Annotated in this window: 21 protein-coding genes; all 21 read right to left on the bottom strand. The window is 62.1% G+C overall.

Annotation, left to right across the window (positions count from 1 at the left end):
- Positions 1–33: 33 nt before the first annotated feature.
- Positions 34–444, bottom strand: a complete 411-nt coding sequence (gene rbfA / locus D1227_RS01320) for a 30S ribosome-binding factor RbfA (RefSeq protein ID WP_119375408.1) — start codon at positions 442–444, stop codon at positions 34–36.
- A complete protein-coding gene (locus tag D1227_RS01315) occupies positions 404–994 on the bottom strand; it encodes a YcxB family protein (RefSeq protein WP_119403508.1) in 591 nt (196 codons plus the stop codon). Before D1227_RS01315 ends, rbfA begins: the two co-directional genes overlap by 41 nt.
- A gap of 112 nt (positions 995–1,106) precedes the next feature.
- Positions 1,107–3,671 carry a translation initiation factor IF-2 gene (gene infB, locus D1227_RS01310; protein ID WP_119375406.1) on the bottom strand — a complete coding sequence of 855 codons (2,565 nt, stop codon included), beginning with the start codon at positions 3,669–3,671 and terminating at the stop codon, positions 1,107–1,109.
- A gap of 54 nt (positions 3,672–3,725) precedes the next feature.
- On the bottom strand, positions 3,726–4,397 hold the full coding sequence (locus tag D1227_RS01305) for an RNA-binding protein (RefSeq protein ID WP_233349505.1): 672 nt from the start codon (positions 4,395–4,397) through the stop codon (positions 3,726–3,728).
- Complete coding sequence (nusA, locus tag D1227_RS01300; protein ID WP_119375404.1) at positions 4,378–6,162, bottom strand: transcription termination factor NusA; 1,785 nt, start codon at positions 6,160–6,162, stop codon at positions 4,378–4,380. Before nusA ends, D1227_RS01305 begins: the two co-directional genes overlap by 20 nt.
- Positions 6,159–6,758 (bottom strand): ribosome maturation factor RimP, encoded by a 600-nt coding sequence (gene rimP / locus D1227_RS01295; protein ID WP_119375403.1) that lies wholly within the window; start codon positions 6,756–6,758, stop codon positions 6,159–6,161. The genes nusA and rimP overlap by 4 nt, the downstream gene beginning before the upstream one ends.
- 104 nt (positions 6,759–6,862) lie before the next feature.
- Positions 6,863–7,072 (bottom strand): cold-shock protein, encoded by a 210-nt coding sequence (locus D1227_RS01290; protein ID WP_119375402.1) that lies wholly within the window; start codon positions 7,070–7,072, stop codon positions 6,863–6,865.
- Between the two features lie 193 nt (positions 7,073–7,265).
- On the bottom strand, positions 7,266–8,444 hold the full coding sequence (locus tag D1227_RS01285; RefSeq protein ID WP_119403506.1) for an energy transducer TonB: 1,179 nt from the start codon (positions 8,442–8,444) through the stop codon (positions 7,266–7,268).
- A gap of 68 nt (positions 8,445–8,512) precedes the next feature.
- Positions 8,513–9,025: a tRNA (guanosine(46)-N7)-methyltransferase TrmB gene (gene trmB / locus D1227_RS01280; RefSeq protein WP_233349561.1), complete on the bottom strand. Its 513-nt coding sequence runs from the start codon at positions 9,023–9,025 to the stop codon at positions 8,513–8,515.
- A 201-nt stretch (positions 9,026–9,226) separates the two neighbouring features.
- Positions 9,227–10,879 carry a hypothetical protein gene (locus D1227_RS01275; RefSeq protein ID WP_119403504.1) on the bottom strand — a complete coding sequence of 551 codons (1,653 nt, stop codon included), beginning with the start codon at positions 10,877–10,879 and terminating at the stop codon, positions 9,227–9,229.
- The gene (locus D1227_RS01270; RefSeq protein ID WP_119403503.1) at positions 10,876–11,826 is read right to left on the bottom strand and encodes a hypothetical protein; all 951 of its coding nucleotides are present in this window, start codon (positions 11,824–11,826) and stop codon (positions 10,876–10,878) included. Before D1227_RS01270 ends, D1227_RS01275 begins: the two co-directional genes overlap by 4 nt.
- 14 nt (positions 11,827–11,840) lie before the next feature.
- On the bottom strand, positions 11,841–12,485 hold the full coding sequence (locus tag D1227_RS01265) for a class I SAM-dependent methyltransferase (protein ID WP_119403502.1): 645 nt from the start codon (positions 12,483–12,485) through the stop codon (positions 11,841–11,843).
- Positions 12,486–12,490: 5 nt separating this feature from the next.
- On the bottom strand, positions 12,491–13,543 hold the full coding sequence (locus D1227_RS01260; RefSeq protein WP_199288297.1) for a glycosyltransferase family 2 protein: 1,053 nt from the start codon (positions 13,541–13,543) through the stop codon (positions 12,491–12,493).
- A gap of 185 nt (positions 13,544–13,728) precedes the next feature.
- Positions 13,729–14,925 (bottom strand): methionine adenosyltransferase, encoded by a 1,197-nt coding sequence (gene metK / locus D1227_RS01255; RefSeq protein WP_119403501.1) that lies wholly within the window; start codon positions 14,923–14,925, stop codon positions 13,729–13,731.
- Positions 14,926–14,996: 71 nt separating this feature from the next.
- Entirely contained in the window at positions 14,997–15,410 is a 414-nt protein-coding gene (locus D1227_RS01250; RefSeq protein WP_119375395.1) for a helix-turn-helix domain-containing protein, read from the bottom strand.
- Positions 15,411–15,448: 38 nt separating this feature from the next.
- Positions 15,449–17,089 (bottom strand): apolipoprotein N-acyltransferase, encoded by a 1,641-nt coding sequence (gene lnt / locus D1227_RS01245; protein ID WP_119403500.1) that lies wholly within the window; start codon positions 17,087–17,089, stop codon positions 15,449–15,451.
- A complete protein-coding gene (locus tag D1227_RS01240; protein ID WP_233349506.1) occupies positions 17,086–17,802 on the bottom strand; it encodes a hemolysin family protein in 717 nt (238 codons plus the stop codon). The genes lnt and D1227_RS01240 overlap by 4 nt, the downstream gene beginning before the upstream one ends.
- Before the next feature lie 137 nt (positions 17,803–17,939).
- Positions 17,940–18,398, bottom strand: coding sequence for an rRNA maturation RNase YbeY (gene ybeY / locus D1227_RS01235; RefSeq protein ID WP_119375392.1), 459 nt, complete (start codon positions 18,396–18,398; stop codon positions 17,940–17,942).
- The gene (locus D1227_RS01230) at positions 18,395–19,354 is read right to left on the bottom strand and encodes a PhoH family protein (protein WP_119403499.1); all 960 of its coding nucleotides are present in this window, start codon (positions 19,352–19,354) and stop codon (positions 18,395–18,397) included. The genes ybeY and D1227_RS01230 overlap by 4 nt, the downstream gene beginning before the upstream one ends.
- 2 nt (positions 19,355–19,356) lie before the next feature.
- Positions 19,357–20,730, bottom strand: a complete 1,374-nt coding sequence (miaB, locus tag D1227_RS01225) for a tRNA (N6-isopentenyl adenosine(37)-C2)-methylthiotransferase MiaB (RefSeq protein ID WP_119403498.1) — start codon at positions 20,728–20,730, stop codon at positions 19,357–19,359.
- Positions 20,731–20,785: 55 nt separating this feature from the next.
- Positions 20,786–21,196: a Fur family transcriptional regulator gene (locus D1227_RS01220; RefSeq protein ID WP_119375389.1), complete on the bottom strand. Its 411-nt coding sequence runs from the start codon at positions 21,194–21,196 to the stop codon at positions 20,786–20,788.
- Positions 21,197–21,200 lie beyond the last annotated feature (4 nt).

Genomic DNA, 21,200 nt, shown 5'->3' with positions numbered 1-21,200 from the left:
CGTGGGCGCGGGCGCGTCGGCGTGCGCGCTGCTTCAGTCCAGGTCGCGGCGGACTTCCGGGCGGTTGAAGATGGCGTCCATATAGGCGCCGTCATCATAGGAATGGTCGGCGATGAAGTGCAGCTGCGGGGTGAACTTCATGTCGATCCGCTTGCCGAGCTGGCCGCGAATATAGGGCGCGGCCCGGTTCAGCGCCTTGGCCAGCTCGTCCTGGGCGGCCGGATCGGTCTCGCCGAGCGGGGAGCAGAAGACATGGGCGTGCTTCAGGTCCGGCGAGGTGCGCACTTCGCCGATCGTGACGTTCACGCCCTGAAGGGCGGGGTCGCGGAATTCCTCGCGCATGAAGATTTCGGTGAGGGCGTGGCGGACCAGTTCGCCCGCGCGCAGCTGGCGCTGGGACGGCTCAAGGCTGGCCGGGTCCGGTTTCCGTCGATTGCGCGCCATGGGAGGCTCCTTGCTTCAGCCGCATCTTGAATGCGCGCGCCGCGTTCCTGTCCTTGCCGAACCAGGTGTCCGGCACGATCAGCGGATTGGCACCCTCAAACAGGATCAGCGTGTAGCTGCGGCGGGTGCGCACGGTTTTCACGGCCGACCAGGCGATGCGGGTGTCGACCGCGCCCCTGATGATGTGCAGGCCTTCCGGGGTCAGGTCAATCTCTGTTTCAGCGCTGGTCTCGCCCGCCCGGCCTGAGCGGTGGCGGTAGGACCAGCGCATGAAGATGAGGTACCACACAATCCCCGCCATCGCGGCCATCAGGGAGGAGCCGAACCAGACCCAGTAGTCGCTCACCGGCGTGGAATCGAGCGTGTTGCGCGCCACCAGCGCCATCCCGGCCGAGATCACCGGCGCCGTGACACCGGCATAGTAAAGCGCGGTCGGGCCGATCCGCGATGAGCGGGTTTCGCTGACAAGGCGCTTGGTATCCTTCTCGCGCAGCCGCCCGCTCACGCGGTAGACCGGCGCGGTATCATTAGCTGCGACGGGTTTGGGCATGAAGGGTTGCATGGCTGGAAAGGACCATCGCAACAGAAGTTTAACCGCAGACGAAAAAAGCCGGGAAAACTCCCGGCTTTCTGCATTTTTTTCTCGTTTGGGTAGAGGTGCCTTAGTCCAGCTTGCGCTCGACAATCTCGACCTCGAAGCACTCGATCTTGTCGCCTTCGCGGATGTCTTCGTACTTCTCGAAGGCCATGCCGCACTCCATGCCGGAGGTCACTTCCGGCACTTCGTCCTTGAAGCGCTTCAGCGTTTTCAGCTTGCCCTCGTGGATCACCACATCGTCGCGCAGCAGGCGCACACCGCAGCCGCGCTTGACCACGCCTTCGGTGACCTTACAGCCCGCAACCTTACCGACCTTGGTGATGTTGAAGACTTCGAGGATATCCGCATAGCCGATGAAGCTCTCGCGCTTCTCCGGTGCGAGCATGCCCGAAAGCGTGTCTTTCACATCGTCAATGAGATTGTAGATCACCGAGTAATAACGGATCTCCACGCCTTCCTTCTCAGCCAGTTCGCGCGCCTGCTTGTTGGCGCGGACGTTGAAGGCAAAGACCGGTGCGTTCGAGGACTTGGCGAGCAGGATGTCGCTTTCCGAAATACCGCCGGCAGCGCCGTAGATGACGTTCGCGCGGACTTCGTCGGTCGAAATGCCCTCGACCGACTGCTTGATCGCCTCGACGGAGCCCTGGACGTCTGCCTTCACCACCAGCGGCAGTTCGGAGACTTCCTTGTCATCCTTCATCGAGTTCATGAGCGACTCGAGCGAGGCGCGGGCGGAGGCGACGCCGGTCTTCTGGCGTTCCATCCGGTTGCGGTAGTCGGTGATCTCGCGGGCGCGCGCTTCGCTGTCGACGACATTGAACATGTCGCCGGGCTCGGGTGCTCCGTCGAGGCCGAGGATCTCGACCGGAACGGCCGGTCCGGCATCCTTCAGCTGCTGGCCGCGCTCATTGATCAGCGCGCGAACCTTGCCCCACTGCTTGCCGGCAACCACGATCTCGCCGCGCTGCAGCGTACCGCGATTGATCAGCACGGTGGCAACAGGCCCGCGGCCCTTGTCGAGCTGCGATTCGACAACGATACCGTCGGCCGGACGATCCGGATTGGCCTTGAGCTCGAGGAGCTCGGCCTGAAGCGAAATGGCTTCGGTCAGCTCGTCGAGGCCGGTGCGGGCAGTCGCAGAAACCTTCACGGCCTGCACTTCACCGCCCATGGCCTCTACCTGGATGTCGTGCTGCAGCAGTTCGGTCAGGACCTTGTCCGGATCGGCATCGGGCTTGTCACACTTGTTGACCGCCACGATGATCGGCACTTCGGCCGCCTTGGCATGTTTGATCGCCTCGATCGTCTGCGGCATCACACCGTCATCGGCCGCAACCACGAGGATCACGATATCGGTGACATTGGCGCCGCGCGCCCGCATCGCCGAGAAGGCGGCGTGGCCAGGCGTGTCGAGGAAGGTGATCTTGTCGCCCGATTCCAGCTGCACCTGATAGGCGCCGATATGCTGGGTAATCCCGCCGGCTTCGCCGGCAACAACATCAGTCGAGCGCAGCGCGTCAAGCAGCGAGGTCTTGCCGTGGTCGACATGGCCCATGACGGTCACGATCGGTGCCCGCGGCTTCATGTCCTTCGGATCATCCTCATCGCCTTCGAGGCCGATTTCGACATCGGATTCCGAAACGCGTTTCACCGTATGGCCGAATTCCTCGGCAATCAGTTCAGCCGTATCGGCATCGATGATGTCATTGGCGCGCATCATCTCGCCTTGGCGCATCATGTACTTCACGACGTCCGCAACGCGCTCGTTCATGCGCTGGGCAAGATCCTGAAGCGTGATCGATTCCGGCAGCGTAACTTCGCGGGAGACCTTCTCCTGCTGTTCGCCGCCCTGACGGCGCTCACGCTCACGTTCACGGGCGCGCTTCACGGATGCGAGGGAACGCTGACGATCGCCGTCATCGCCGAGGGCGCTGGCAATGGTCAGCTTGCCCTTGCGACGCTTGTTGCCGCCGCCTTTGCCGCCGGAACCGCCATCATCGAAATCGCGATCATTCTGGCGGCCCTTGCGGGACTTCTTGCTGCCGCCGCGAGCCTGGCTCGGGTCGGGCAGGGGAATGTCCGGGGCGCCGGCCGGTGCCGGGGCGGCGCGACCACCGCGATCATCGCGGGGGCGCTCAGTCTTCTTCTTGGCTTCGGCCTCTTCCTTGGCCTTGCGTTCTTCTTCCTCAGCCTTGCGGCGAGCCTCGGCCTCTTCGCGCTCCTTGTCTTCCTGGACCTTGCGTTCCTGTTCGGACAAGAGGCGTTCGCGCGCAGCTTCCTGGCGCTTTTTCTCGGCTTCGCGCTGCTGTTCGGCTTCACGGCGTTGCAGCAGCACTTTCTGCCGCGCAATCAGTTCTTCTTCCGTGATGCCAAGCTTCTTGGCGGCTTCGGCAAGCTTCGATGGCTGTTTGCCGCCGGAAGAGGACGCACCGGATCCAGAGGCCGGCGGCTTGTTGCCACCGGTCTGCCCGGCGCCGCCGGGGCCGACGACACGGCGCTTCTTCGTCTGCACAATCACCTGCTTCGACCGGCCATGGCTGAAGCTTTGCTTCACCGTGCCGCTCGACCCGCGGGAGACCGTGAGAGGCTTGCGCCCGCCCGTATTGCCTTTGTCTTTCGTATCGCTCATGCGACTCCGTATATCTGCGTTTTTGCCGGCAGGGGCCATCCCCTACCGTTTTTCTTACCCAATCCGACCGGAGAACCAGTCACGTTCCGGTGCTGCCCGAAAGCCTGTCAGCCTCTTGTAGGCTGCATCAAACGAGTCCGACAGCGGGCCTTCCTGAAGCAGGGCATGTATCACACGCTCCCTGCCAAAGGCCATGCCCAATTCAGCAGACGTCAGCGCGCCTGCTGTTCTGGGAGTGTCATACAGCGCCTTGGCGAGAAAATGAACCTTGTTGCGGCCATCTTCGCTGCCATCGGCTGCCTCAATGAGGTAACCGGGCGCTTCTTTCCTTAAATAGTCACGAACCTGGTCGAATCCAATGATCGCTTCACCGGCCTTCTTTGCCATGCCCAAAAGGCCGATACAGCGTTTGGCGAGCTGGCGCTCAATCAGGCCGGCGAGATCGTCGGCCGGTTCAGTCCTCATCTTAAAGGCGCGCGAAAAGGCGCCCTTTTTTACCGCTTCGGCGATGGTGTCGCGCCGGGCTGTGACCCATGCGCCACGGCCGGGAAGTTTTCCCGACACATCTGGCACCGCGATCCCGTCCGGAGACCGGACGAAACGGATCAGCGCGTCCTGCGGGAGGCTTTCACGCGTAACGACGCACTGGCGATGGGGGCCATCGCCAGTGGTCCTTTCCTTGCGCGCCGTCAGGCGCTGGGCAGGCTCATTCTTTCGAGTCGGCATCATCGCCGTCCTCTGAAGAAACGTCTTCAGCGGCCAGAGCATCGAGGTCGAAGATCAGTTCTTCCTCGGCAAGCTCTTCCTGCTCTTCGCTGGCCTTGCCGATTTCGCCGAGCGCCATCAGGGCTCGTTCTTCTTCCGACAGGTCTGGCGCTTCGCCAGCCGCTTCAGCGGCCATTTCGGCTTCCAGCTGTTCGAGCGTTTCCGGCTCGATCCAGCCAGCAGCAACCCGGGCGCGCATGATCAGAAGCTGTGCCTCATCCTTGCGCATCTCACCCTTCTTCAGGATGCCCGGCTGGAAGACTGGCTTGCCATCAGGGCCCGGCTCGCGCCAGCCGGTAATATCGTCCGGCACCAGGCCAGCAACATCCTCGACGCTCAGCACGTCATTCTCGCCGAACTTGACGGCGAAACCGACATTCATGCCTTCGAGCTCAAGCACGCTGTCCTCGACACCCAGTTCCTTGCGGCGGGCATCCTGTTCAGCGGCCAGTTTCTCGAGGTATTCGCGGGCACGCTCCTGGATCTCGTTAGCGACTTCAAGGTCGAAGCCTTCGATCGAGATAAAGTCCTCAGGCGCGACATAGGCGATTTCCTCGACGCTCTCGAAGCCTTCAGAAGCGAGCAGCTGGGCGAGCGTCTCGTCGGCGTCGAGCGCCTGCATGAAGAGCTCTGTACGGGCCTGGAAGTCCTTCTGGTAACGCTCGGAATCGGCCGTCTCGGTGACGAGGTCGATCTGCCAGCCCGTCAGCTGCGAGGCGAGACGGACGTTTTGGCCGCGGCGGCCAATGGCGAGCGGGAACTGGTCGTCGGCCACGACAACCTCGACCCGTTGCTCATCCTCGTCGAGCACGACCTTGGAAACCTCGGCCGGCTGCAGCGCATTCACGATAAAGGTCGCCGCATCATAGTTCCACGGAATGATATCGATCTTCTCACCCGAGAGTTCGCCGACAACGGCCTGCACGCGCGCACCGCGCATACCGACACAGGCGCCGACCGGATCGATCGAGCTGTCATTGGAAATCACGCCGATCTTGGCGCGCGAACCCGGGTCGCGGGCACAGGCGCGGATCTCGATTACGCCATCATAGACTTCCGGGACTTCCTGCGCGAACAGCTTGACCATGAAGTCGGGATGGGCGCGCGACAGGAAGATCTGCGGCCCCTTGGTCTCGCGGGAAACCTTGTAGAGATAGGCGCGAACGCGGTCATTCGGCTGGAAGTTTTCGCGAGGGATGCCGTCATTGCGGCGGATAATACCCTCGGCGCGGCCGAGATCGACGATCACATGGCCGTACTCGACGCGCTTGACGATGCCGTTGATGATCTCGCCGACACGGTCCTTGTACTCGTTGTACTGGCGCTCGCGCTCGGCATCGCGCACCTTCTGCATGATGACCTGCTTGGCCGTCTGCGCGGCCACGCGGCCGAAATCGAAGGGCGGGAGCTCTTCCTTGATCTCGTCGCCGATTTCGAGGTTCGGATCGATCTTCTTGGCATCGGTCAGGGTGACCTGCTGGGCCGGATCCTCGATGTCTTCGTCCGCAACGACAGTCTGGATGCGCCACAGCGTCTGCTCGCCAGTGTCGGCATCGATCAGGGCACGGATGTCATGCTCCTGGCCATAGCGCGACTTGGCGGCCTTCTCGATGGCTTCCTGCATGGCTTCGATGACGATCTTTCGATCAATCGCCTTTTCCTCGGCAACCGCCTTGGCAATCTGCAGGATTTCCAGCCGGTTGGCTGATACGCCGACTGCACTCATCTCGTTGCTCCACTTTCTTCTTCATTATTGTCATCGTCTTCGGTCTCATCGATTTCGAGACCGGAGAAATTTTCGTCGTCCGGCTGCGGCGGCAGGCCGCCGCTGGCTTTTGCGGCATCGATCAGCGCGTCCGTGAGCACAAGGCTCGCCTTGGACATCTCATCGACCCTGGCGACCAGTTCGCTTTCATCATCCAGCTCGATCGCAACGCCGTTTTCGTCTTCTCTCTGTATCACACCCTGGAAGCGGCGTCGGCCCTCGATCGGCATGGCCAGCTCGATTTTGGCAAGGTGGCCGGCCCAGCGGCCGAAATCGCCTTCGCGTGTCAGCGGGCGGTCGATACCCGGCGTCGACACTTCGAGCCGGTAGGGGTCACTGATCGGATCAGCAGCTTCCAGCACCGGGGAAATCGCTTTCGAAAGGTCGGCGCAGTCCTCCACATCGGTCGGCGCACCGCCCGCTTTCTCGGCCATGACCTGCAGGGTCGGACGCCGGCCGCCCATCAGGCGTACGCGCACGATCTCCATGCCGAGACCGTCTGCAACGGGCTCGATCAGGGAGAGAATGGTCTTTTCCTGCTGCGTGAGCGCGATCAATTCCGAGAAATCTCCGGGACAAAAGAAAGCGGCGGACCCGTTGCCGGACCCGCCGCCGATATTTTTCGACTTGGCGCCTAGATAGTATCAGACGCCGTCGATGTCTAGAGAAGTTTCAGGTCCACAGCCGAGGTCTTGCCGCGGCGTTCGTCGGTGTGCAGCTCGTACTGGATCGGCGCATCTTCCGCCAGAGTCCGCATGCCCGACTTTTCAACCGCCGAGATGTGTACGAACACGTCCGAACCACCAGCATCGGGACGGATGAACCCGTAACCCTTCTGGTCGTTGAACCATTTCACTTTTCCGGTTGCCATAGTGGCTACTCCAGTCTTCTCCCCGTGCCGGACCCGCACCGCGCGGACGGTCACGAAGGGTCTCGAAATACGGGGGAAGGAAGTCAGTCCGTCGGTCCGACGGGGTCTTGCATTCAGACCGACCGGTATTCGATAAATTCTATTATGCCAGAAGCGGGACGCTGCGGCAATCGAGATTGCAGGCGGGTTGCTTCTATCGGATCAAGAACCAGACGACGGCCATCATGTCTTTCTGGCTTGTGCTGCAGGTAACGCCGGGTGTGCCGTTCTCGACAATCCATTTCTTTTTCCGGACCGCCTTCAAGGCTGGTTTCTCAAACGTTTCTGCGGGTACAGCCGCTAGGACCTCAACATCGGTGACGTCGAGATCATCGATCGAAATCCGCATGATGACCGACCCGAACGTGCCGGCACGGCCAGCGTTTCGCGGGAAACGTATGTCCGGATTTTCGCTCAGTTTGCCATCGCAGAAGGGCAGGCCATTGCTATCTTCGCTGGCCCAGAAATCCGGAACGAGATCGGACTTGCCCGCATTGGCGAGAATGGCATCTGCCTCTTCGGCGATCTGGTCGACCGATGGTCCGGACACTGCATAGCGGTTGCCGTTCCCATTGTACGCGGATGCAGACCGGTAGTAAGCCGACATCGCCTCTTGCCAGGCCCGGGTCGTATAGGCGTGTTTCTCTAACCATTCGGGGCGTGTTCCCAACGTCCGTTCGAGCTCGACAAGCTCGACTGTGTGGGTGGCCAACCTCAGAATGGCATCTGGGTTGGGGGCGTGGTTGAAGTGCGCTGTCGTAGCGGCCAGAACGGCATCGCTCCAACGTTCACCGATAACCGATCTGTTGGGCGCAAAATGCTGTGCGGCCTCAGCGGCAGAAACGGCGGCGGCGGCCCAATCGCCGGCATTGGAGTCTTCTGTGTAGCGCGTCTGGAAAGCGATAACGCTAAGCGGTGTAGCGCGTACGCTTGCAGACGCGGTCAGAGCCTCGTCCAAAGCCGCGCGGGTCTGTGGGGTGCCCGAGTTCATCCAATCGGAATATGTTTTGAGCAAACCGACATCTGATGTGGAGAGAAGGTCTTGAGGCACCGGACGGTCGGCCGCAAACTTCGCTATCGGACCCGCGCCTTGGCACGCAGCATAAACGCAAAGCGTCTGTCTAGCTTCATAAGCCCTGAGGACGGCATCCGGACGCCAGTCATTCTGTATGATGGCCTGGCCGAGTTCATTGGCGGCAGCAACGCGCTCGGCCACCGTTCCTCCCGACATGGCACGCTGGTGACGCGTGATTGCATTGTCGACATAGAGTGATTGGGCCGATGCCAACGATGCGGCCAACAGGCAGGCAACGATGGCGAAAAAACGCTTCAAAACTTGTCTCCGTCACGAGTGTGGCTACGCGTGCTTTAGCCGGACCACCCGTCAGATCAACCGAAGATTTATGAAGATTTTAGCGAGAACTCGTAGAACACAGGTGCGATGTCGCCCAGATTCTTGGACTCGTAGCGCGTGCGGACATGGTCTGTCGGCGGGCGGCGCCAGTCGTCGGCTTTCTCGGCGAGCCAGTCGAACTGGCCGTGAGCCAAGATCTTCTGCAGCGCCTCGTCGGCATAGGAGCGAACATCGGTTGCAAACCGGAGGTGTGCGCCTGGCTTCATGATGCGGGCGAGGCTGTCGAGGAAGTCTGGCTGGATGATGCGCCGCTTATGATGCTTTTTCTTCGGCCATGGGTCCGGGAAAAGGATAAAGACACGGTCGAGGCAGCTATCAGGCAGCCGATCGATGAGCTGGCGGGCATCCTCGGTCCAGAAGCGGACATTTGAAAGGCCCTTTTCCTCTACAGCCGTCAGGCACTTCGCAACCCCTTCAACAAAGACTTCACACGCCAGGTAGCCGACATCCGGGTTGGCTTCTGCCTGCGCGGCAACATGCTCACCCCCGCCAAAGCCGATTTCCAGCCAGAGACGATCGGGCCGCGCCGGAAAGGCGGCGAGCGGGTCACCTGTCTCCGGGATTGCCAGCGCCGGCAGGCGCTCATCAATCAGGCGCTGCTGGCGTGCAGAAAGCGGCCGTCCGCCTGTGCGACCGAAAGACCGGATCGGAATTGAAGCCTTGTTCTCAGGCAGCGCCGCCTCCTGTCAGCTGTTCAGGCTTCAGGGCTTAGCGGCTTCGTCTCCGCGCTCAAGGGGGCAGACCAGCCACAGGCCGTCATTTGCCTCGAAATTCGTCGGGATTCGCTCGCAGGTTTCGCTCCGGCCGATCAGGTTTTCGCGCATGGCGAGCCGGCTCAGCATCCGCTCGCGGCCGGTTTCGCCCTTGCGTTCGAACATCACGGCATAGACCGGCCGGTCCGAGGCCCACAGCGCGTCGCGCAGGAGCGGACGGTAGTTTTCCAATGCCGGCCTGAAATAATCCTGCATGACAGCATGGCCGAAAGTGGCCGAGGCCGGGAACTGGGTGGCGAGGAAGGCGCTCGGATCGTCACCCGTGAACAGGATGAAGGCGTCTTCGAACCGCTCCGGACCTGGAATGTCTGCCGACACATAAGGCTCGCCGAAGTCGCTCCAGGCGGCGCGGCGAAGGTCCATCGGCCCCGTGAAGGCAAGTAGCGGGACGGCGGCGGCCAGGCCCAGCATGCGCAGGCGATGAGAGACCACCGCTTCGCGCGTCAGAAACAGGACGAGTGCGAAGACGAGGACGGGCCCAAGCATCCAGCCGGCAATGTAGTAGCGCAACACCGAGAAGGCCTGCATCCAGGCGAAGAGGCCAATGAGGAAGGCTGCGGCCAGCGCGAGGACCAGCCGTGCACCGGGTCTGGCGGACTTGTTCAAGCGGTTGCGGGCAAGGAGGCCAAGCAGGGCGATGGCGCTGACATATCCCAGGAGGAGGCGCACATCGTCGAGATCGGTCGAGCCAATGATCTCGGAATTGAATGTAAAGACGAATGGAAAGACCAGCAGGCCGAGCAGGCCATCCGGCTTGCGGCGGGCATAGGCGTCATAGGCGTCCGGTCCCAGCGGACTGTCAAACAGTCCGTTGGCCATCGGAAAGACCGGGTTCGCGAACTCGGTCCAGAGGATCCACGCATAGGGAACGGTCAATAGGGCAGCCGATATGAAACCGCCAGCTGCGCAGATCAACGCCGCGTTCAGGCGCGCGCCATGTCCCCCGGCGAGGATCAGGACGAAGCTCGCAAAGGCAAGCGTATAGGGCAGGTTCGTCCCCTTCATGCCGAGCACGGCGCCCATGATCAGGCTGGCCACGGCCAGGCGTTTCCAGCCGGCCAGCGAGCCGTCTTCACGAACGGAGAGCGCGAGCGCGCCGATAAAGGCAGCCGCCCCCCAGGCATCATTCCGGATGGATGCAAAGAGCGAGAAATGGCCATCTGCCAGGAAGCCGATAGCGGCGATGAAAAGACAGACATTGCGCGTGGCCGACCCGGTCAGCGCTGTCGATATGGCGCGGGTCAGATAGAACAGCCCGGGCAGGATAAGCGCCTGCGGGAGCGCGAGGACGGCGCTAACGAGCGGGCCGGGCAGGCGCTCGATCAGCCACCAGACAAAAGCGTTGTAGGGCGGGTTGATGAAGCTGTGCATGTCCGCCGGCGCGAAGTCATGATGGATACGGTCGTTGAGCAGCGCCCAGCCATTATGGATCTGGTAGTGGGCCACATCATAGCTGACATCGCGCGGCAGGAAGGCTGAAAAGGCCGCAAAGGCGAGGACCCAGACCAGCCAGGCCTCTATCGGCACCGCGCGCGACTGCGACTGGCCGATTTCACGGCTCATCGTGTGCGTGAGCGTCATGATGGCGTCCCCAATCCTGAAGCCCGGCCATGCAAGCGATCACCATTGCCCACAGCGGGCTTGACGAACGCGGCAGCGCCGAGGGCGAGCAAGCCGTCGCCCAGCACGGTGACAATCCTGAACAGTGCGGCCAGGGCGAGTATGCTAGCCTCACCGGCGCCCGGAGCGAGAATGATCAGGAGAACGCTTTCGCGAACCCCAAGCCCCGCTGGCGCGCCCGGCGTAAGGAAGCCGGCCAGCCAGGCCAGCGCCATGGCACCCATGGTGGCCGCAAGGTATCCGCTGGCATTGTCGCCCGCGATAAGCGCAAACAAGACGTACCCAATGAGTCCGCTCGCGGCGAAAAAGACAAGGTAAGCGAGCCCGGCACCCATAAGCGGCTGTCGGGCCGATTTCAGCTTCCGCAGTATTCCGCCGACACGGTCACGCTGCCACGCAAGGACAAGTGCAAGGCCAGTCAGCATGCATGCGCCGGCCGTCATCCAGATTGCCGGCGGCAGGGCGATCAGCCCGGACAGGTAAGGCAGCGCCAGCATGGCGACGATTCCGGCTGAAAAAACGAGGAGCCCAGCCTCGGCTAGAGCGGCAAGGACCAGCGCCCGGTGCGAGGCCCCCTGGCGCTTCGCGAAACCGTGGCGGCCGGCGAGGTGGAATACGTTTCCCGGAAGGTATTTCATGACCTGCGTGGTCGCGTGCAGGCGGACCTGCCCATGGTCCTCGCCCGTGAACGCACCCGCCAGCCATGACCACGCAAAGGCGAGCAACAGGCCGAGGCACGCGTAAACCAGCGCCAGTGCGGGAGCCGCAACCAGCAGAATGGGCGGTAGTTCGGCTGGCAGGGAGGACCAGTCTGCCAAGACCAGCCGCCAGACAAACCACGCCGTCAGCGCGCTCGCGGCGGCGATGCCGGCCCAGCGAAACAGCCTGGATATGGCCTGTCGGATCATCTGGTCGCGCGCCTTCAGTCGCACCGGCAAAGCAGCATCGTCCAAGGCAGGGGTCGGCGGGTTGCGACAATGCGGGCGTGCCGGGAGACCAGGGCTTCAAACCCGGACGCCGACCAATGCTGAATATGGCCGGGCGTGTTGCCGAGCTGGCCGAGATACTTGCCGCGCGCCATGTTCATCGCGCGCCAGACCGGTTCGCGTGGCACTGAAACGAGCAGCCAGGGTTGCGCAAGCTTCGTCAGAACATCGAGCGCCCGATCTGGGTCCGGCACGTGTTCGAGCACCTCACAGCTGACGACAAGGGGCGCGCCATGGGTGGCCGGGTCGAGCGTATAAAGATCGGCGACATCGAATTGGGCGGCGGCGCCCTCGTCGCTGGCATTGGCCCGGGCTTCGGCGATGGCGCTTTCTTCTAGGTCGACGCCGCGCACGTTCAGGCCTGCGCGCTCAAGACGGAGTGACAAGTGGCCTTCTCCGCAGCCGGCCTCGAACGCTTCAGCCGCGCCCGACTGGGCGGCGAGCGTGTCAAATGCGCTGAGAAATCCATTCATAAGCCAACGGGCAATTGGATTGCCCGTATTGTACTTGTCGTAGTGGTTCCCAGCGACATTGTCGTAGGCGGCGATGGGGGTGTTGGAGAATGTCTGGCTCTGCGGCATGGCGTTTATCCTGCTCGCGACTGGAGGCCCGCGGGACGCTGGGCGGGATCGGTTTCAGCAAGCTCCTGGCGGACCTGGTCAAAGCGGGCGCGCTGCGAACGCGTCTCCTCACTTGCCAGTTCGGCTCGCAGCAGCCGCAAACGAATGTCTTCCAGCAGGTTGCGATTGGCGGCCTGAAGCTCGGCGATGACGCCGACGGCGAAGGATACGAACGACGCCATGGCCAGCACGCTGAGCAGGATCAGCGACTGGACCTTGCCAGCCCCGTCTCCTGTCATGAAGGCCCACAGGAAGCGCAGGCCGAGTGCGGCGGCGCCAAGCGCAAAGACCGATCCGACCGTGAAGCAGGCCCGGAGCGGCTTGTAGGTGATGAAGACGCGCAGGATGGTGACCAGCGAACGCTGGACATAACTTGCAATGCTCTTGACCAGCCGCGACGGGCGCAGATCCTCGTTGGTGCGGACCGGCACGGACGTAATTCGCATATTCTTGCGGCCGGCCTGGATGATGGTCTCGAGCGTATAGGTGTACTCGGAAAAAACGAACATCCGCATGGCGGCTTCGCGGTGGATCGCGCGGAAGCCTGAGGGGGCATCCGGGATGGACGTATTGCTGGCCACGCGGACTGCGAAGCTGCCCAGCCGCTGCAGGAACTTCTTGATGCCGGAGAAGTGCGGTGTGTCGTTGATCGGGCGCGCACCGACGACGATCTCTGCCTTACCCTCGACAATAGGAGCGACGAGGTCGGGAATGCAGGACGCGTCGTACTGGTTGTCGGCATCTGTATTGACGATCGTGTCGGCGCCCAGCTTCAACGAGGCTTCAATGCCCGCCATGAAGCCGCGGGCGAGCCCCTGATTGTGACGCAGGGAAACGATGTGATCGACACCGTGTTCACGCGCAACGCGGACCGTATCGTCGGTCGAACCGTCATCGACGATCAGCCATTCGACGGTGTCGTAACCGGGCACCTCTCGCGGCAGGTGGCTGAGCGCAATCGCGAGGGTCTGCTCCTCGTTGAAGCACGGAATCTGAATGATCAGTTTACGGAACGCCACGACACTCACCACGCTTTTTCGGACTTTGTTTGCCCGCACGGTACTCGGCAGTGTTTGAAAAACCGTTACGCATGGCCGGTTTGCCGGCTTGCTGGCCTTGTCGGCCAAAAGAAAAGACGGGCCGCGAAGGGCCCGTCTTCGTATTGTTTGCTGGCCAGAGAGCCCCTCTGGTCCTGTCGGCAAGCCTAGCTGACAAGGTCCTTCAGACTGTCGACCAGATCGGTTCTCTCCCAGGAGAATCCGCCCTCATTGTCAGGCTGGCGGCCGAAGTGGCCATAGGCGGCCGTGCGCGCATAGATCGGCTTGTTGAGGCCAAGCGTCGTGCGAATCCCGCGCGGGGAGAGGTCCATGATTTCCATCAGGCGCTTTTCCAGGGCTCGCTCGTCCGTATTGGCGGTGTCATGCAGGTTCACATTGATCGACAGGGGCTGTGACACACCAATCGCGTAGGAGAGCTGAAGCGTGCAGCGTTTGGCGAGCCCGGCGGCGACCACGTTCTTTGCAAGATAGCGCGCGGCATAGGCGGCGGACCGGTCGACCTTTGTCGGGTCCTTGCCGGAGAACGCACCGCCACCATGCGGAGCAGAACCGCCATAGGTGTCGACGATGATCTTGCGGCCGGTCAGCCCTGCGTCGCCATCGGGGCCGCCGATGACGAACTTGCCGGTCGGGTTGACGTAAAGCTTCTCTTCCTTTGGCAGCCAGCCGTCCGGAAGAACTTCCTTGATGATCGGGCGGACGAGTTCGCGGACATCGCCAGCTGACAGCCCGTCGCGGTGCTGGGTCGAGACGACCACGGCATCGACTCCGATCGGCTTGCCATCGCGATAGGCCATGGTGACCTGGCTTTTCGCGTCCGGTTCGAACTCGGGGCGTTCGCCGGAATGGCGAAGCTCGGCCATACGCTTCAGAATGCGGTGGGAGAAGGAAATCGGGGCGGGCATGAGCTCGTCTGTCTCGTCGCTCGCATAGCCGAACATGATGCCCTGGTCGCCAGCGCCTTCGTCGGTAAAGGTGCCGGTGCCTTCGTCCACGCCGGCAGCAATGTCCTCGGACTGGCCGTGCAGCCAGTTGTGGAGCTTCAGATACTGCCAGTGGAAGCCGCTCTGCTGATACCCGATATCCTTGATGGCATTGCGAACGACGTCTTCGATCATTTCGTGCGTGATCGTGTCGGGGCCGCGCATCTCGCCGAGCAGGGCGACCTGGTTGGTCGTTGCAGCGGTTTCGCAGGCAACGCGAACGCGCGAGGTATCGTAACCCGCCTTCAGCGCTTCCCGGAAATAGAGGTCGACGATTTCGTCAGAGACGCGGTCACAGACCTTGTCTGGATGGCCTTCAGAAACACTTTCACTGGTGAAAAGAAAATCTGCTGGGGTCAAAATAGTATCCGCTCGTTAGAGTGAGTGATCTTGCCCTGTTATAGCCTTCGGGAGGCCCCGGCTAGGCTCCTTCAGGAATTTGGTGCACTGGCTGCGGCCGCTGCCTTAATAGTCGACAGAAGGGACTTGCGAAGCTCCTCGTCCGCAATCTGCTGGAATGCGGCCAGAAGCTCCATTGCTTCCTGATCAAGCTGCGGCAGGGGCCCGGCCGGCTCGTTGTCTTCCCTTACATTTGCGGGCAAGGCGAGGTAGTCCTCAGCGCCCTCATAGAAGTACAGGATCGGGATATCGAGCACGGTCGACATCTCGTAAAGCCGTCCTGCCGAAATTCGGTTCACGCCCTTCTCGTACTTCTGGACCTGCTGAAAGGTCAGACCCAGCTTTTCGCCAAGCTGTTCCTGGGTCAGCTTCAACTCCCTGCGCCGCCAGCGCAGGCGCTGGCCGACCAGATGGTCAATCTTGCTGGGAAGTTTGCTTTCCGACATGCTTGAAATGTCTGCCTTTTACTCGACCAACGGTCTGTCTAGCGTCGCCATGAGACAAAGGCCAGAACAACAAAGCCCGTCAGGGTCAGCCAGAACAAGGCTGGACCATATCTCTGATAGGGGGTGACGGGCATCGCGGCAGGAAGCGGCGTGCGAACGACAGACGATACCCATCCGGCCGGATCGCCTGTCACGCGCTGGCCGCGCGCCGTCTCCCGTCCCAGGCCATCAACCATCGCCGTAGCGCCGCGGCTCGCCACACGGGCCATAGGCAGGCCGCTCTCGATCGCGCGATAGCGGTTTTGTGCATAATGCTGGGCTGGCCCCATGCCCGCCCCGAACCAGGCATCGTTCGAGATGGTGACAATCCATCTTGCTTCTTCGCGCTGCGGACCGGCGTTCCGGGTGATCTCGGGAAACAGCCCCTCATAGCAGATGAGGGCGACGAAAGGCGGCAGGTTTGCCGGGAAAAGAACTGTCGGTTCGCTGCCCGGTTCGAACCCGCTGGTCGCGAGCTGCTGCATCGCGCTTGGCAGGAAAGCCGACATATATTCGCCGAACGGGACGATCCGGCTGGCGGGCAGTTCGCCAAAGGGCACCAGGCGATGCTTGTCATAAAGGGCGATAAGCTCGGCGCGCCCGCTTTCTGTCTGCAGAACGGCGAGGCTGTTGTGATAGACACCGTCGCGGCCATCGAAGCTGCGTCTCGTCGTGCCGACAATGAGCGAGCGCTGGCCGAGATAGGCGGAGATGACGTCCAGCGCGTAATTATTGGCCAGCAGCTCGAATGGCAGGGCGCCTTCCGGCCAGATGACGATGTCATTCGGGTCGCTCTCAATGTCGCGAAGGAATTCGCCATAGCGTTCGAGCACGGCTTCACCACGGCCATTATACTTCTGCGCTTGAGGGATGCCGGCATCCATGAGCACGACGGTTTCTTCGCTCATCGCGGATGGCTGGGCGATACGCTGCGCACCCCAAGCCCAGCCAAAGCCGATCAGTATCACGGCCATGAGGACGGGTAGCGCCCGGCCCATGACGCCGCGCGATTCGCGCGTGTCGACCATGGCGGCTGGCGCAGCGCTGATGAACAGGGTGAGAAGCGTCAGCCAGTATACGCCGCCGATTGCGGCGGCCTGTGACAGCGCGTCCCCGGGCGACCAGGTCGTGCCAAAGATGTTCCACGGGAAGCCGCCAAAAAGGTGTCCGCGCGCCAGTTCACTGAGTGCGAAAAATATCGAGAAGATGAAGACACGGGAGGGCGATGCAGACCAGAAGGCCCCGGCCAGCGCCGCTCCAGCGCCCCAGATCAGTGCCATGCCGCCCGGTAGCGCGATCAGCGGCATCCATAGGAAGACAGCATGCTTCTCAGGTTCGATGAGAAAGGGTGAGGCGGTCCAGTGCATGCCAATCAGGAAAAAGCCGAACCCGAAGGCCCAGCCCCGCATGAACATGGCGCGGCCCCAGCGGATCATGCCGCGGGCGCCATCCATCATCCAGATGAGACAGGTTACGGAAACGATGAGGGCAGGTGTGAGGTGGAACGGCGCGAAGGCCAGCGCCGAAAATGCACCCAGCAGGGCAGCAAACCCCAGAGCACGCCAGCCAATCAGTTTGGCGAGCGCTTCGTGCAGGGGGCCAAGGGCAGTGAAGCCGTGGCTGCGAATGGCGCTGCTCACGCGGTTCCCTCGGCCGGAAGGTGCCTGACGATCAGCCGTTCGACCCGGCGGGCGTCGCCATCCAGAATTTCGAGGTCGGCACCCGACGGGTGTCGCAGCACTTCGCCGCGCAGCGGAATCTTGCCGGCAATGGCGAAGGCCAGCCCGCCCAGCGTATCCACTTCGACATCAAGGTCCGGTATGTCGAGATTGACCCCCGTCTTCTCCATGAAATCGGAAATCTCCATTCTGGCGTCCGCTTCCCATGCGTGGCGGCCACGGCGCACAACCATGGCAGGTTCTTCATCGTGTTCGTCCTCGATGTCACCCACGATCTCTTCCATGAGGTCTTCGAGGGAGACGAGGCCGTCTGTACCGCCATACTCGTCCACGACGAGCGCCATGTGAATCCGGCTCGACTGCATTTTCACAAGAAGATCAGCCAGGCGCATCGATGGCGGCACGAAAAGGATGTCGCGCCGCAGCCGCTCCAGCGGACGGTCCATTCCGTCGCCGCCACGTGCGATTTCCCCCACCACGTCCTTGATGTGAACCAGGCCGATCGGATCGTCGAGCGTTTCCCGGTAGACGGGCAGGCGCGAATGGGATTCCTCGGCATAAAGCTGGATCAGGGCCGGCAGGTCTGTGCTGAGTTCGACGCCGACAATCTCCGCCCGCGGTACCATCACGTCGGCAACGCGGCCCTGTTCGAATTCGGCGAGGCGAAGTCTCATCTGCTGGGACGTATGCCGCAGCGGCCGGGCCTCCGGCGACGGCGCGTCTGGCTCAGGATCGCGCCGCCTGCGGAAACTGAATATCCGCGGACGGCGCCGTCTCTCTCGATCAGTGCTGTCGTTCATTTCCCTACACTTCAGGATTGCGCCGAGTATGGATCAGCGATGCCGAGCGTGGCAAGCGCGCGAATCTCGAGCGCCTCCATTTCACGCGCCTCTGTGTCTTCAATGTGATCATGGCCAATAAGGTGGAGGTAGCCGTGAATAACAAGATGGCTGAGATGATCTTTGAGCGAAATTCCGCGCGCCTGTGCATCCCGGCTCGCAACGCCGAGACCAATCGCGACATCTCCAAGAAATGGCGCTTCAAGCGGATCGGCCGGGAATGACAGAACATCGGTCGGTTTGTCCTTGCCGCGCCAGTCGCGATTGAGCTGGTGCATTTCAGTATCGTCCGTCAGCAGCAGGTCGATCTCACCGGCCCGGCCTGTGAGGGCGTGGGCTGCCGACAGCGCGGCATCGCACACGCTCGCGGCATCGCCCACCGCCTGGCTCCAGCCTTCGGCTTCAATCCGTAAATCCAGGACGACGCTCATCGGCTTGTTTCAGCGTCCTTGTCATACGCGCGAATGATGCGCGAAACGAGGGCGTGACGGCGCACATCATTGGCTGAGAATTCGACGACGCCGACGCCTTCGACGCCGTCCAGGATCTTCAGCGCATGGGCAAGGCCGGAAGGCGTCTTGGGCGGCAGGTCGACCTGTCCGGGGTCGCCGGTAACGACCATGCGGGAATCGCGGCCAAGGCGCGTCAGCACCATCTTGGTCTGGCCGACCGTGGCGTTCTGCGCCTCATCCATGATGACGAAGGCATTCTTCAAGGTGCGCCCGCGCATGAAGGCGAGCGGGGCGACTTCGATGATTTTCTTCTCGCGCATCCGGTCGACCTGGTCGGGCCCGAGCACTTCGTTTAGCGCATCCCAGATCGGACGCAGATAGGGCTCGACCTTCTCTTCAAGGTCACCCGGAAGGAAGCCGAGATTCTCGCCTGCCTCGACGGCCGGGCGCGTGATGATCAGCCGTTCCTTGGTTTTCTTGCGAAGCTCTGCGGCGCCTGCCGCCACGGCCAGGAAGGTCTTGCCGGTGCCAGCCGGGCCGACACCGAAGACAAGGTCAGTGCCCGGACGGGTCAGCTTGTCGATATAGGAAGCCTGGGTCTTGGTCTGCGGCATGATCGGCACCCGCAGCCCGGACAGCGACCCATAGCTTTCTGCCGGCGCCCGTGCCTGGTCGATCGCACCTTCGAAAGCATCTTCACCAGCGGACGGGTTGGCCTTGAGCATGCGTTCAAAGGCCGCAAGCGTGGCTTCCGCCATCGCAACAGCATCGGGTGAGCCGGATAGCTTGATACTGCCGCCCTGGCTTTCAGCTTCAAGCTTGCCATCGATCAGCGCCATTTCCAGCTTCATCAGGTTGCGATGCTGAGGGCCGCAGATAGATGGGAGCTGTGACGGATTCTCGGGCGTGTAGAGGCGGGTGATCGTGCCTTTCAAGGTCAGGCAACCTCTACCGCGGCCACGTATTCGCCAGCGAGCGAGTTCAGCGTCGCGCCGGCGACCTTCACATCGACGATCTGCCCCATCAGGGATTCAGGCGCATCGAAGTGAACGGCCTGCATCCAGGGGCTGCGGCCATGCAGCTGGCCGGGATTGCGGCCTTTGCCGGTCACCAGGACCGGGATGGTCTCGCCAATCTTGGACGCATTGAAACTCGCCTGCTGGTCGCGCAACAAGGCCTGCAGGCGTTGCAGACGCTCGTCCTTCACCTCTTCGGGCACATGGCCGAACATATCGGCTGCCGGTGTTCCGGGACGGGCTGAATACTTGAACGAATAGGCAATCGCGTAGCCGACTTCGCGCACAAGACTCATTGTGTCTTCGAAATCCTGGTCGCTTTCGCCCGGAAAGCCGACGATGAAATCGCTGGCGAGTGCCATGTCGGGCCGCGCATCGCGCATCTTCCGCATGATGTCGAGATAGTGCTCTGCCGTGTGGCCACGGTTCATCGCCTTGAGAATGCGATCCGAGCCCGACTGGACCGGCAGGTGCAGGAAGGGCATCAGCTGCGGTACCTCAGCGTGCGCCGCGATCAGGTCATCATCCATGTCGCGAGGGTGGCTGGTCGTGTACCGGATCCGGTCAAAGCCGCCAATCCTGGCAAGGTGACGGGCAAGCTTGCCAAGGCCCCACTCTTCGCCGCCCTCAAGCTTTGGCGCGGCGCCGTGCCAGGCATTGACGTTCTGGCCGAGCAGCGTGACTTCGCGCACGCCTTGCGCAGCAAGGCTTCGGGCTTCGAGCGTGATGTCGTCCACGGGGCGGGAGAGCTCGGCGCCGCGCGTATAGGGCACGACGCAGAACGTGCAGAACTTGTCACAACCTTCCTGCACCGACAGGAAAGCCGTCGGGCCGTCAGCTTCGCGCGCCTTTGGCAGGGCGTCGAACTTTTCCAGCGTTTCGAATTCCGTCTCCAGGCGCTCACCCACGGCGCGGCTCGCCCGCGCCACCATTTCCGGCAGCTTGTGATAGGCTTGCGGGCCGAGGACGAGGTCGACCGCGGGCTGGCGGCGCATGATCTCGGCGCCTTCTGCCTGCGCGACGCAACCTGCCACGGCGATTGTCATCTTGCCGCCGGCGGCCTCTTTCAGCTTCTTGATCTGGCCAAGCTCGGAATAGACCTTTTCCGTCGCTTTTTCTCGGATATGACAGGTGTTCAGCACGACGAGGTCGGCATTGTCGGCCGTATCGACCGGCTGGTAGCCGAGCGGGCGCAGCACATCGCGCATGCGCTCTGAGTCATACACATTCATCTGGCAGCCATACGTCTTGATGAAAAGACGCTTCGGCTCGGGTCGCGAAGTCTGGGTGGTCATCCGCGCGCTTATGACTCAAAAGCGTCTTTCAGGCCAGAGTCAGGTGTAAGTGACATCAGTCCTTCTTGAGCGGTACGCCGTAAAGCTCAAGGCGGTGGTCGACGAGCTTGTAGCCGAGGCGCTCGGCGATCTCGACCTGCAGACGTTCGATCTCTTCAGAGTGGAACTCGACAACGTCGCCGGACTTCACATCGATCAGGTGGTCGTGGTGCTCGGTTGGCACTTCCTCGAAGCGGGCGCGCCCGTCGCGGAATTCGTGACGTTCGATGATGCCGCTCTCTTCGAACAGTTTCACTGTCCGGTACACGGTTGCGAGCGAGATGGAATTATCCAGTTCGTTCGCCCGCCGATGCAGTTCCTCGGCATCCGGGTGGTCGTCCGCGACGGACAGCACGCGCGCGATGACGCGGCGCTGCTCCGTCATTCTGAGGCCTTTTTCGGCGCAAAGTTTTTCAAGCCGATCCATAGCG

Origin of the sequence: Henriciella mobilis, assembly GCF_003576315.1 — a bacterium.
Lineage (GTDB): Bacteria > Pseudomonadota > Alphaproteobacteria > Caulobacterales > Hyphomonadaceae > Henriciella > Henriciella mobilis.
The sequence above is the reverse complement of the archived record's forward strand: the minus strand, read 5'-3'. Positions and strand labels throughout refer to the sequence as shown.

Excerpts from the sequence above, each read along its gene's own strand:
- D1227_RS01240 (WP_233349506.1), bottom strand. The coding sequence starts at position 17,802 with ATGAGACTTCGCCTCGCCGAATTCGAACAGGGCCGCGTTGCCGACGTG.
- D1227_RS01305 (WP_233349505.1), bottom strand. The coding sequence starts at position 4,397 with ATGCCGACTCGAAAGAATGAGCCTGCCCAGCGCCTGACGGCGCGCAAG.
- nusA (WP_119375404.1), bottom strand. The coding sequence starts at position 6,162 with ATGAGTGCAGTCGGCGTATCAGCCAACCGGCTGGAAATCCTGCAGATT.
- D1227_RS01250 (WP_119375395.1), bottom strand. The coding sequence starts at position 15,410 with ATGTCGGAAAGCAAACTTCCCAGCAAGATTGACCATCTGGTCGGCCAG.
- infB (WP_119375406.1), bottom strand. The coding sequence starts at position 3,671 with ATGAGCGATACGAAAGACAAAGGCAATACGGGCGGGCGCAAGCCTCTC.
- miaB (WP_119403498.1), bottom strand. The coding sequence starts at position 20,730 with ATGACCACCCAGACTTCGCGACCCGAGCCGAAGCGTCTTTTCATCAAG.
- D1227_RS01275 (WP_119403504.1), bottom strand. The coding sequence starts at position 10,879 with ATGACGCTCACGCACACGATGAGCCGTGAAATCGGCCAGTCGCAGTCG.
- ybeY (WP_119375392.1), bottom strand. The coding sequence starts at position 18,398 with ATGAGCGTCGTCCTGGATTTACGGATTGAAGCCGAAGGCTGGAGCCAG.
- D1227_RS01265 (WP_119403502.1), bottom strand. The coding sequence starts at position 12,485 with ATGCCGCAGAGCCAGACATTCTCCAACACCCCCATCGCCGCCTACGAC.
- D1227_RS01315 (WP_119403508.1), bottom strand. The coding sequence starts at position 994 with ATGCCCAAACCCGTCGCAGCTAATGATACCGCGCCGGTCTACCGCGTG.
- D1227_RS01270 (WP_119403503.1), bottom strand. The coding sequence starts at position 11,826 with ATGATCCGACAGGCCATATCCAGGCTGTTTCGCTGGGCCGGCATCGCC.
- D1227_RS01290 (WP_119375402.1), bottom strand. The coding sequence starts at position 7,072 with ATGGCAACCGGAAAAGTGAAATGGTTCAACGACCAGAAGGGTTACGGG.
- D1227_RS01220 (WP_119375389.1), bottom strand. The coding sequence starts at position 21,196 with ATGGATCGGCTTGAAAAACTTTGCGCCGAAAAAGGCCTCAGAATGACG.
- rbfA (WP_119375408.1), bottom strand. The coding sequence starts at position 444 with ATGGCGCGCAATCGACGGAAACCGGACCCGGCCAGCCTTGAGCCGTCC.